Source organism: Phormidium pseudopriestleyi FRX01, from assembly GCF_017313335.1.
GTDB lineage: Bacteria > Cyanobacteriota > Cyanobacteriia > Cyanobacteriales > Laspinemataceae > Laspinema > Laspinema pseudopriestleyi.
The window spans coordinates 1-11,244 of sequence record NZ_JAFLQW010000449.1; the positions used below are offsets into that span (position 1 = coordinate 1).

The 11,244-nt window shown below is 46.8% G+C and carries 11 protein-coding genes and 1 pseudogene; 7 read left to right on the top strand and 5 right to left on the bottom strand.

From position 1 onward, the window contains the following. From J0895_RS16815 to J0895_RS16830, 4 genes are all read left to right on the top strand, one after another. The coding region (locus J0895_RS16815; RefSeq protein WP_207089195.1) for a DNA methyltransferase at positions 1 to 1,239 on the top strand (1,239 nt) is incomplete at its 5' end. Between the two features lie 4 nt (positions 1,240 to 1,243). After that, positions 1,244 to 1,948, top strand: coding sequence for a hypothetical protein (locus J0895_RS16820; RefSeq protein ID WP_207089196.1), 705 nt, complete (start codon positions 1,244 to 1,246; stop codon positions 1,946 to 1,948). Beyond that, positions 1,932 to 2,126, top strand: a complete 195-nt coding sequence (locus J0895_RS16825; RefSeq protein ID WP_207089197.1) for a hypothetical protein — start codon at positions 1,932 to 1,934, stop codon at positions 2,124 to 2,126. The genes J0895_RS16820 and J0895_RS16825 overlap by 17 nt, the downstream gene beginning before the upstream one ends. Positions 2,127 to 2,305: 179 nt before the next feature. Continuing rightward, entirely contained in the window at positions 2,306 to 3,646 is a 1,341-nt protein-coding gene (locus J0895_RS16830; protein WP_207089198.1) for an SGNH/GDSL hydrolase family protein, read from the top strand. 129 nt (positions 3,647 to 3,775) lie between these two features. Here J0895_RS16830 and J0895_RS16835 read toward each other — a convergent pair whose 3' ends face one another. From J0895_RS16835 to J0895_RS16855, 5 genes are all read right to left on the bottom strand, one after another. After that, a complete protein-coding gene (locus J0895_RS16835; RefSeq protein ID WP_207089199.1) occupies positions 3,776 to 5,467 on the bottom strand; it encodes an NAD(P)H-quinone oxidoreductase subunit 4 in 1,692 nt (563 codons plus the stop codon). A 346-nt stretch (positions 5,468 to 5,813) separates the two neighbouring features. Continuing rightward, positions 5,814 to 6,266, bottom strand: a complete 453-nt coding sequence (gene aroQ / locus J0895_RS16840) for a type II 3-dehydroquinate dehydratase (RefSeq protein ID WP_207089200.1) — start codon at positions 6,264 to 6,266, stop codon at positions 5,814 to 5,816. Between the two features lie 32 nt (positions 6,267 to 6,298). Continuing rightward, positions 6,299 to 6,436, bottom strand: a complete 138-nt coding sequence (locus tag J0895_RS16845; RefSeq protein WP_207089201.1) for a hypothetical protein — start codon at positions 6,434 to 6,436, stop codon at positions 6,299 to 6,301. A 257-nt stretch (positions 6,437 to 6,693) separates the two neighbouring features. Continuing rightward, positions 6,694 to 7,950, bottom strand: a complete 1,257-nt coding sequence (locus J0895_RS16850) for a competence/damage-inducible protein A (RefSeq protein ID WP_207089202.1) — start codon at positions 7,948 to 7,950, stop codon at positions 6,694 to 6,696. Between the two features lie 63 nt (positions 7,951 to 8,013). Continuing rightward, positions 8,014 to 9,060 carry a glycosyltransferase family 4 protein gene (locus tag J0895_RS16855; RefSeq protein ID WP_207089203.1) on the bottom strand — a complete coding sequence of 349 codons (1,047 nt, stop codon included), beginning with the start codon at positions 9,058 to 9,060 and terminating at the stop codon, positions 8,014 to 8,016. Between the two features lie 778 nt (positions 9,061 to 9,838). On the opposite strand from J0895_RS16855, the gene J0895_RS16860 reads away from it, so the two are divergent. From J0895_RS16860 to J0895_RS16870, 3 genes and pseudogenes are all read left to right on the top strand, one after another. Next, positions 9,839 to 10,057, top strand: coding sequence for a hypothetical protein (locus J0895_RS16860; RefSeq protein ID WP_207089204.1), 219 nt, complete (start codon positions 9,839 to 9,841; stop codon positions 10,055 to 10,057). Between the two features lie 54 nt (positions 10,058 to 10,111). Continuing rightward, the gene (locus J0895_RS16865; RefSeq protein WP_207089205.1) at positions 10,112 to 10,771 is read left to right on the top strand and encodes an SDR family oxidoreductase; all 660 of its coding nucleotides are present in this window, start codon (positions 10,112 to 10,114) and stop codon (positions 10,769 to 10,771) included. 286 nt (positions 10,772 to 11,057) lie between these two features. Next, positions 11,058 to 11,244 (top strand): annotated as a pseudogene (locus J0895_RS16870) (helix-turn-helix domain-containing protein); the annotation flags it as partial.

The following is an 11,244-nucleotide window of genomic DNA, read 5'->3' on the forward strand; positions in this document are numbered from 1 at the left end:
CAAAGAACCGGGACATTTACCGATAATATGAAACTGCCCATCCATCGGTGGTTTCGTTACTCTGCGGGATTTTCAGCCGATTGGGTTGAAAGGGCGATCGCTGAAGTGAACCCTCAAACCCTCTTAGATCCCTTTGCCGGATCCGGTACGGTTTCTGTAGTTGCCGATAAATTAGGCATCAATTCTTATGGCGTTGAAGCGCATCCGTTTGTCTATCGACTTGCCCAAGGTAAACTCGCTTGGAATACACCCATCCCAGATTTTTTAGCTGCTATCAGAGACATTCAACAGGTTGCGATCGATCTTCATCCGCAGTTCCCCAAACCTATTCCCGCACTTCTGAGTAAGTGTTACACCGATGCAGCCCTGCTTGATTTATTCAAAATTCAACAAGCATATCTGCAACTTGCTCCCCACTATTCTGAAAACCTCCAATCTCTGATTTTTATGGCAATTTCTGCTATTTTACGAGTCTCTAGTTATGTGGGAACTGCCCAGTGGCAATATGTTCTCCCCAATAAACGAAAGGCTAAAATTCATCATCCCTTCGATGCCTTAAGCCATCAAGCAGCTTTGATGGAAACAGACATGAGATTGATGCAATCTTTAGGGCGATCGCCTCGTTCTATTCTCTTACAAGAAGATGCTAGAACCTTACAAAATATCCCCGACAATTCAATCGATTTAGTCATCACATCTCCCCCTTATGCCAATAATTATGATTACGCCGATGCCACTCGCCTAGAAATGACCTTTTGGGGGGAAGTCCAATCCTGGTCAGATTTACATGAAGCTGTTCGTAAGTTTCTAATTCGTTCTAACTCCCAGCACGTTTCCAAAGAGCGTCTTACCTTAGAGATGCTCATCCCTGACCCAGTTTTGAACCCAATTCGAGATGAATTATTTCCGATTTGTCAAGAGTTAGAACAGATTCGGACAACCAAGAGTGGAAACAAAGCCTATCATACGATGATTGCCGCTTATTTTATTGATATGGGAAAAGTATTCCATGCCCTTCATAGAGTAACTCGTTCAGGCGGTAAAATCTGCTTAATTATCGGGGATTCAGCCCCTTATGGTGTTTATGTCCCGGTGGAACAATGGCTGGGGAAATTAGCCCTTGCTGCTGGATTTGACGGTTGGTATTTTGAAGAAATCAGAAAACGCAACGTGAAGTGGAAAAACAGAAAACATCGGGTTCCACTCCATGAAGGAAAACTTTGGATAAACAGGAGTTAATAAAATGGCACAGTCCCCTTCTCACCAATTCGGACAACTATTAGGAAAACTTTTGGAAGATATTGTTTTATATGATATCTTAAAGCCCCGGCTTGAAAAGTTTGCCGAAAACAAAAACTACTATTTAGACTACCAAAAATCCCGTCCTGCTAGAAAGGGAAAAAAGGTAACTTGGGAAGATAAGTATGGAAATAAGCATGATTTAGATTTTGTGATTGAAGTCGGGGGTACAGAAGAAAAACTGGGCATTCCTATAGCCTTTATTGAATCGGCATGGCGGAGGTACACCAAACACTCGAAAAATAAAGTTCAAGAAATTCAAGGGGCAATTTTACCGATTATTCAATGGTATTCTCAGTTAAACCCTTTTTATGGTGTAGTCTTAGCTGGAGATTTTACAAAACCGGCTTTAGAACAACTCAAAACTAATGGATTTGCCGTTATTTACATTCCTTATGCCGATGTAGTCAATGCTTTTAAAATCATCAATTTTGATATCGCTTTTGATGAAGCAACCCCAGATTATCTGTATGAAAATGCCTCGGAAAAACTGAGATTGATAACTGACTCAGAAAAACAGCCGCTTCGACAGGCTTTAATGCAGGTTGCTCAAAAACAAGTCAAGGAATTTATGACGAAGCTAAAAAACTGTCTTGAACGTCACATCACTCAAATTATGATTATGCCGCTGTTTGAAAACCCGATATGAGTTTACTCAGATCCAAGAGGCGATCGCCCAACTCGACACCCTAGACTTAACAAACCCTGGCGGTGATTTTCAAAGGTTTGAAGCCCTGATTAATTATAGCAATGGGGATTCAATTCGCGCAACTTTTCAAAGCAAAATGTTACTAGCGGATTTTTTGAAAACTTTAGGTAACAACTAGGGGCCGTCCCCCCCCCTTGCCTAATAGTTTAACTCCCGGGGGTTGGTGATGTAACCCTCTGGGAAGGCTACCGTCTACAACTTTCTAAAGCAAATTTCCTAAAATTCCAATTCCTAGGTTAGGATAGACCTAGACCTCTAAAAATAGAATTTACCCTATTGTAGGAGTGACTGGAAACTATGTTATCTGAAATGACCCTATTTGATGAAGGGTTTTATTTGGCCAGAAATTCTGATGTAGCGGCAGCGGTTGCTAGTGGTATATTCAGTAGTGCGGCCCAGCATTATTTTGCATTTGGAGACCAAGAAAATCGCGATCCAAGTGCATTTTTTCAGGCTGATTACTATCTCTCGCAAAACCCTGATGTAGCAGCGGCGATTTCCCCCAGCCTAAGTGCGTTTGACCATTTTATTAATTTCGGTTACCGGGAAGGGCGAGATCCGACTCCCTTTTTTAATACCAATTTTTACGCCCAAACGAATCCTGATGTAGCCGAGGCGGTGAGTCAAGACCCTCTGACGGGTTTCTTCGCTCACTATATCACATTTGGGGCGCAGGAAGGTCGCAGTCCTGTGGCCTTTTTTGATCAGACTTATTATCTGGAACAAAACCCTGGGGTTGCTGAGGTGGTTTCCCGAGGAGAGACGACGGCGATCGCCCATTTTGCGAACTTCGGTCAGTTTGAGGGTCGCCTGCCTCGTCGCTTATTTGATGAGTTGTATGTCTTCGGCGACAGTCTTTCTGATGATGGCAATTTGTTTGCCTTAACCCAGGGTCTATTTCCTCCGGAACCCTTATATACCAATGGACGATTTAGTAATGGACCCATCTGGGCTGAACTTCTGCCCTCTCGTCTGGGGTTAGATGTAAATCCTCAGACCAATATTGCCTTTGGAGGGGCTACAAGTTCTGATGTGAATTCTCTGAATTTGGAAAATCCGCTGTTACCTACCTTGCCCGGGTTGCAGACACAAATTGAGAGTTTTATCGCCGAAACTCCGTTCTCCAATCCCAATGGATTATACACCATCTGGGCGGGTGCTAATGATTACTTGAATGCTGGGATTACAGATGTAACAATTCCGGTGAATAATTTAGTGAATGCGGTGACTCAACTGGCGGATGATGGTGCTCGCAATTTTATGGTGATGAACCTCCCGGACTTGGGTAACACTCCCGGAGTCAGAAATCGGGGACCGCAAGCACAGCAATTTCTAAGCCAACTTACCAATGTTCATAATACGGCATTGGCCACAGCGATCGCCAATTTAGACCAAAACCCGAATATCAATATTATTCTGGTTGATGTGAATGGGTTGCTCAATGATGCGATCGCCAATCCGAGTCAATACGGATTCACAAATGTCACCGACCCCGCCCAGCAATCCCCTGGAAGCGACCCGAATACCTTCCTGTTTTGGGATGATGTCCATCCCACCACTACCAGTCATCAACTTATTACCGATGAGGCCCTCAAAACGGTGACTGACTTATCTCAATTGGTGAAGGTGATTCTCTAACTCCCCGAACCGTTAAAGAATGCGGGCATCTCACTAGAGCAAGATACCCGCATTTTCATAATTTTACCCTATGGTTTGGCTAACCGTATTTCCCCAAAACATCGGGTCCTCAGCATTCGGATCAGGACCTTAATCTGGAGTGAATTCGGCGATTTTTGCCATTGGAGATAGGCTGGGTGCGTTGAAGCCGATGGTTTCAGCCGATCGCACTTGGGCGTAAGCTTGGGTGGCTACGCTATTAATCGCAACGGTCGTATTGTCATACACCTGCATGGCAATTTTTGGATAACAACCGATCGCCACGATCGCCACCAAAAAACTCAGGGCGATCGCAACTTCCCGAGGCTGACTATCAATAAACGCCGCTTCTCCGGGTAAGATACAATTCGTCCCAAAACAAACTGCCGCTTGGTTTTCAATAAAGTCTTCCCGTAACTCCGGATCCGTGATGTCACAAGCCGGAATTTCTTTCGACCCGTAGAAGGACCCGTGAAACACTTGACGCACCATCGACAACAGATAAATCGGGGTTAAAATGACCCCAATTGCAGCGAGAAAGACCACAGCAATCCGGAAGGTCAGGCTATAAAAATCACTGGTGGCAATCCCAATAAATACCGCCACTTCACTGGCAAATCCACTCATTCCCGGTAAGGCCAGAGAAGCCATTGCACCAGCAGTATAGAGGGCAAAAACTTTCGGCATAAAAAGCCCAATTCCCCCCATATCTTGCATGGTCATGGTATGGGTTCTGTCGTAAGTTACCCCAGTTAAGAAAAACAGCACGGAGGCAATTAATCCGTGGGAAATCATCTGCAACATTGCCCCATTAATCCCGATGTCGGTGAAGGAGGCAATCCCAATTAACACAAATCCCATGTGGGAAACGGACGAGTAAGCCAGTCGCCGTTTCATATTGGTTTGGGCAAAGGAGGTTAATGCCCCATAAACAATATTAACGACTCCCAAAATGACTAAAACTGGGGCAAAATAAACATGAGCATCGGGCAGTAATCCCATGTTCATTCGCATTAATCCATAAGCACCCATTTTTAATAACACCCCAGCCAAAATCATCGAAACTGGGGCGGATGCTTCGCCGTGGGCGTCGGGAAGCCAGGTATGGAAGGGGAAGGCGGCCAGTTTGACGCCAAATGCAATTAATAAACCCGCATAGAGGGGCAATTGCAAGGCCAAGGGAAATTCTTTGAGGGCAATGTCTGCAATATCAAATGAAGCAGGGCCGGGTCCATACAGGGCTAAGGCGAGTCCGGCAATTAGAATAAAGATGGAGGCCGCAGCCGTATAAAGTAGGAATTTGATGGCGGCATATTGCCGTTTCGGTCCGCCCCAGATACAGACTAGGAGATAGACGGGGATGAGTTCGATTTCCCACATGATGAAGAATAGCAGCAGGTCTTGGGCGATGAACACCCCCACCTGGGCTGCATATAATACCAGCATCAGGAAGTAGAACATTCGCGGTTTGCGGTCTACTTGCCATGCCGAAAGCAGGGCCATACTGCTGACGAATCCCGCTAGGAGGACCAAGGGCATGGAGATGCCATCGACGGAAACGGTCCAACTGATGCCGAGTTGGGGAATCCAACTAAATTGTTCGACGAGTTGAAAGCCGGAAATCTGTGGATCGTAATGTTGCCAGAAGAGGAGGCACATCAGGGCGAAGTCAGCGATCGCCACTCCAGTTGCATACCAGCGCAATACGTTTCCATCGCGATCGGGTATCACCGGAACCAGCAAGGCCGCCACTAGGGGCAGAGCAAATATAGTAGTTAACCAAGGAAATGAATCAGCAAGCATTGCAGTGATTTTTCTCTTTTTAAAGGGGCCAGGGCATTAATCTTGAAACTATTATCCCTGTTTTTGTAACATTTCTTTAACTTGACGGGAAGGGATGGAGGAAATTTTCTCTTGAAGGGAAGACAAATTTAACTGAAAATCGTGTGATTCATAATGACTGTAGTAGCCATTGATTTTTAGAAGGTCTGGCATCTTGAATGCTCTATACCTTTGGTTAAAGGTTGGCAATCTGCAATATTTGGGGTAAAAAAATGCCCAAAATTAGAGACAAAGCGTCATGAGAAAGATGAGAGATGGGACTGAAGTGCTGCCCCCCTCTAGGAAGAAACCCCCTGGATGGGGGAGGTTAACCGGATGGGTTGTTTTCTCTGAGATGATGGACCAACGCCTGAAGTCCCAGACGATAACTATTCGGACCAAACCCGCTAATTTGCCCAATTGCGATCGCCGCAATGTAGGAGTGATGGCGAAACGGTTCCCGGCGATAAATATTGCTCAGGTGAACCTCCACTGTGGGAAGGTTCACCCCGGCGATCGCATCACGGATTGCCACACTCGTATGAGTATAAGCCCCGGCATTAATCAAGATTCCTGAGTGCTGGTCCTGGGCGGCATGGATAGCATCCACCAGTACCCCCTCATGATTGGATTGCAACGCGGATAGCTTCACTTGCAAAGCCTGCGCCTCTGTTTCCAGCAAGCGATTAATATCTTCTAACGTCGCGCTACCATAGACTCCTGGCTCTCGTTGACCCAGGAGATTCAAGTTTGGTCCGTGCAGTACCAATATATTCAGCAATCGCCGATGCCTACGCCTTTAACACTATAAATTTACCGACGCCGACGGGGTTCATTGACTGGAATAGGAATCGGTTCCGGTTCCGGTTCTGCCTCTGGACCGAGAAGGGCCTCAATAATTTTGCGCGCCCATTCTTTTAATTTGTCGATTATGTTATCTATATAATCCATTGAAAAGACAGCTCCTTGAGTCCAGGCTATCGCTCTACTACTTGACGGCAGTCACTGAGTGCCGTTTTTAACAGAATTGGAATTACTCTGTTTCTTTGATCATAGCGAATCCTGAGAAATGAGCAAGTAGACTCAACCGTACAAAACAGGCTTTTGGGGATCAGTCCCGAGCAGTTGGATCCAAATACACTCTATATATAGGAATTGCTGAGAGAGTAAACGCTATAGGTATTGCTTCGCAACAAATATTAAGAATGTTAAGCTATTCTTAACATTTTTCTCCGGAGGCAGTCGAGAGCACTTTCGGCGCTGTAATGACGAATCAAGTCCCTTTCTTGGAAAGCGCTGAAGCGGTATTCAAAAGTCTCAACCTCGGAGTTGGGTCCAGCTAACCCGATATAAACTAACCCTACAGGCTTCGTCTCGCTGCCACCGCCGGGACCAGCAATTCCGGTCACACTCAGACCCCAAGTTGCGCCTAATTTAGAGCGGACACCCAGGGCCATTTGTTGAGCCACTATGTCGCTGACGGCACCTTCTTGGGCTAAATCGTCTGAGTTGACATCCAGAAGCCCAATTTTTACTGAATTGTCATAAGCAATCACCCCGCCTAAGAAATAGCGAGAACTCCCGGAAATGGCGGTGAGGAGACTGCCGATACTGCCCCCGGTGCAGGATTCGGCCACGGTGAGGGTTTCACCCCGTTGGAGGAGTAACTCTCCCACCACGGAAGCTAGGGTATCTTGATCGGACCCAAAATAGTCCAATCCAGCGATCGCCTGAATCTGTTGCTGCACTGGGGCGATCGCAGCTAGTGCGGCAGCTTCGGTGGAGGCCCGGGCACAAACCCGGAGTTTGACCTCACCATTGAGGGCGTAGGGAGCCACCGTGGGATTGGTCAAATCCAGTAATGGAGCCACTTTTTCCGCTAAGACCGACTCAGAAACTCCCCAAAATTTCAGCATCCGACTGTAGATAATATCTTGACCCCAGCCTTGGGCTTTGAGGTAGGGAACGGCGGTGTCTTGCCACATTCGGTACATTTCCTGGGGAACTCCAGGAAAGGTCAGAATTGTCAAATCTGGGCGAGGTTGCCAGATGATGCCTGGGGCGGTGCCTAGGGGATTGGGTAAAATTTCAGCACCAGCCGGAATTAAGGCTTGTTTGCGATTGCTGGCCGAGATATGCCGACCGAGAGAGGCATATTTTTGGATCAGGTCTTCGAGAATATCAGTTCTTTCGACCATTTCCACCCCAAAACAACGGGCGAGGGTTTCGTGGGTGAGGTCGTCGGGGGTGGGTCCCAGACCGCCGGTAAAGATGAGAATTTGGGCAGAACGCTCAACGGCGATCGCCACCACCTGTTTAATGCGGTCTGGATTGTCTCCGACCACCGTTTGAAAATAATGAGGGATACCCAGTCCAGCCAGTTGTTTGGCTAAAAACTGAGAGTTGCTGTTAAGAATGTCTCCTAACAGCAATTCTGTGCCAACACAAATAATCTCAGCACTCATGAACGTTTGATTTTAGAATTTACATGATGACCGGGAGGGAACTGGCTGTTCCCGGAGTCAGGGTTATAACCTCGCGTGTTTCTTCACCTTCCAACTGGCATAGCTGAGTAAAGCTGTTGCTGCAAAAGCATAGGCGATGCCACTGGGAATCCCGGCAAACGCCAGGGCGATACTGCCAACCCAAATCGTCAGGGCGTAAATAAACAGCACCGTTAACCGATGGGAGAGTCCGGCTTCCAGGAGACGATGGTGCAGATGACGCTTATCGGCGGTAAAGGGGGATTTGCCATTGCGAATGCGATCGACAATCACCGCTGACATATCTAAAATTGGCACCGCTAGAATGATATAAGGCAGAACCACCGCAGTAACAGCCGTGGTTTTGACTAAACCTACCACACCGACCCCAGCCAGGGTGAAGCCGATAAAATAGGACCCACCATCTCCCATGAAAATTTGGGCCGGATTAAAGTTGTACCGCAGGAAGCCCAAGGTGGCACCGGCTAAGGCAGCCGCAATCAACGCCGCAGCCGGTTGATGCATAAAGAGGCTCACCATCAGCATGACTAAGGCGGCAATGCCGGAAACACCTGCCGCCAGACCATCTAATCCATCGATCCAGTTAATGGCATTGGTCATGCCAACTAGCCAGATTACGGTGATGGGATAGCTAATCAAGTCAGGGAATTTCACTAATCCCAGAAAGGGAATGGTTAAAAATTCAATTTGAACCCCGACTGCCCAAGCGCCACTGGCACAGATCGTTTGCAACAGGAGTCGTAAAAACGGAGAGAGTCCGTATAAATCGTCAGCAAGTCCAATTACGAAAAAGGCAAGGCCGCCGAGGGTGAGGCCCCAAATTTCATACTCTTTGGGAGTCGGCAATTCGCCAAACCCACCCATCCACCAGACGATTAATAGGGCGATCGTTGTCCCTAGGAAGATTGATACGCCTCCCAAGCGCACCATTGGCTGGCGGTGTACCTTGCGTTCTCCGGGAAGATCGACTCGGCCACTTTTAATCCCAATTTTTTTGACCACCGGCGTTGTTGCAAGGACAACAAGGGCGGCTACGATAAAAGCAACCAGATGGTAGAGCTGGTAAGGCATCAAAATAAACTCAGTTGCAAGACAAAAAACATCTCAGGCAAATTCTACCTACATTTACTACATTTAACTGCACCGAGCTACGGATGAAAGGGGAAGATTTATTAAAATAAAGCAGTAATGGTTTTCCAAAGTTTAGTTGGGGCGTTGCTAGGGGGGGAGGTGGGTGACAACCCTCATCACTGGATGCCGCGATCGCCTCTACGGTTATAACCAAAATAAGCGTAACGCTTTTTTAGCTAATTTTAGCGTTGAGTGGTGGATGGGATGCGATCGGGTAAAATAATTTTTACAATAATATCCGCAATGTCTGCTTTCCTCTTTTGGAGGCGCCGGGTCCGAGAATGAATCGGGCGATCGCTCTCTAGCGGGAATATTTAGGAATATTTATTTAAATCTGCGGTTACTGCATTTTTTCCGGGTTCTACCTGCCTGATCGGATAGAGAAATCAATCAGGGTCTATTCGGTGCAATTATTCGGCCAGTGCATCGGGTCATCATCGGGTCATCTGTGAATAGACTATTTACCCCACTACGCTAAAAAGCCCCCGGTTAAATCTGGTCCCCCTTAAGAAGTGGCACAGTTCCTAATCAAGGGTTCCCCGTCAGTAGGAAACTTGAACAAGAAGCGGGACATCCAGGAATTACTGTTTTGTTCACTCGGGTTAGGGGGAACGGTCCTGAATAAATTTCTGACTTGATTCTGAAGAGAAAAATCTATCTGAGAGATGGTCTAAACCCATTCAGTATAAACATCTGGGATAATCGAGGAGAAGAGGAAATGGAAGTGACAACAGTCACCCAAAAATTGCGTCAAAATCCTTATGAGGTTTATCGAGACCCACTCACGGGGAAATGGATCGTGATCAAAAATTCTAAACTGATGAGCGATCGCAATTTTAATAATCCCAAACTCTTAGGGAACCCGTCTAAATCCATAGGGACAGGAGGGGTTCAGGAATTACTCCCCGATTGTGGGGAAGCGCCCCTCAAAGAATAAATAAAATTGATTTAGAATAGGGAGCGAACGATTTAGGGTGAATAGAGTACAAACATGGCAACTTATTTAGTAACAGGAACTGCTCGCGGCATTGGGTTAGCATTGTGCCAGCAGTTACAGGAACGGGGGGACCAGGCGATCGCGGTTTGTCGTCAGTCCTCCCCCGAGTTAGATGCATTAGGGATTCGAGTCGAAACCGGAATTGATATTACTTCGAGTCAGACCCTAAAAGAACTCGTGCAGCGATTGCAGGGAATATCCTTAGATGTGTTGCTCAATAATGCGGGCATTTTAGAAGAAGACAGTCTTGATCGCCTGGATTTTGACAGCATTCAACGGCAGTTTGAGGTCAATGCTTTGGGAACATTGCGCGTGACTCAGGCACTGTTACCGTTGCTCTCTCAGGGGTCCAAGATTGGGATTGTCACCAGTCGCATGGGTTCGATTGAGGATAATAGTTCCGGGGGTTATTACGGGTATCGGATGTCCAAAGTCGCCGTGAGTATGGCGGGGAAATCCCTGGCGATCGATTTGAAACCGCGCAAAATTGCTGTAGGGATTGTACATCCGGGGTTAGTTCAGACCCGAATGACGAATTTTACGGGAATTTCTACACGGGAAGCGGCTCATGGTATAATTCAGCGACTGGATAATCTCACTCTGGATAATTCGGGTACGTTTTGGCACGCCAATGGCGAAGTATTACCGTGGTAGAAGCAGGGAACTGATCATTTGATGATATAGAAAGTCTTGTAGGAATTGTCCAATTCCTCATGAAGGAGTGGGAGCATCTCGCTGCACCAGGGAGCGAGATGCTCCCACTCCTTCATCTTTCTTCCCTCCTGGAGACTCCCGCTATATTGGTACTCCAATTAGCGGTGAGAGTCAAGGAGGGGCTAGTGCAGAGGCGTAAAAGAACATAACCAGCTATAATAAGAGGAAGAGGCAGAGGGTCCCATATAAGGGGCCTCGCTCAGGTTCGATCTCGACTTAATCAATCATGCCTACTCCAAAAGCCTCCGTCTGTACAGTATCTTCAAGGCAGCATCAGTTACTAGAACAAATATCGCACCGGGCAACTAATCCACGTCGATTAGTAGAAAGGGCAAAGTTAGTCTTGTTGGCGAATGATGGAATCAATAATACAGAAATCTCTAAGCAGTTGCAAATGAACCGGAATCAAGTCC

Bases quoted from the DNA above. Each gene is read 5' to 3' on its own strand.
- J0895_RS16860 (WP_207089204.1), top strand. From the start codon at position 9,839: ATGGAAGTGACAACAGTCACCCAAAAATTGCGTCAAAATCCTTATGAG.
- J0895_RS16830 (WP_207089198.1), top strand. From the start codon at position 2,306: ATGTTATCTGAAATGACCCTATTTGATGAAGGGTTTTATTTGGCCAGA.
- J0895_RS16850 (WP_207089202.1), bottom strand. From the start codon at position 7,950: ATGAGTGCTGAGATTATTTGTGTTGGCACAGAATTGCTGTTAGGAGAC.
- J0895_RS16845 (WP_207089201.1), bottom strand. From the start codon at position 6,436: ATGGATTATATAGATAACATAATCGACAAATTAAAAGAATGGGCGCGC.
- J0895_RS16855 (WP_207089203.1), bottom strand. From the start codon at position 9,060: ATGCCTTACCAGCTCTACCATCTGGTTGCTTTTATCGTAGCCGCCCTT.
- J0895_RS16865 (WP_207089205.1), top strand. From the start codon at position 10,112: ATGGCAACTTATTTAGTAACAGGAACTGCTCGCGGCATTGGGTTAGCA.
- J0895_RS16835 (WP_207089199.1), bottom strand. From the start codon at position 5,467: ATGCTTGCTGATTCATTTCCTTGGTTAACTACTATATTTGCTCTGCCC.
- J0895_RS16820 (WP_207089196.1), top strand. From the start codon at position 1,244: ATGGCACAGTCCCCTTCTCACCAATTCGGACAACTATTAGGAAAACTT.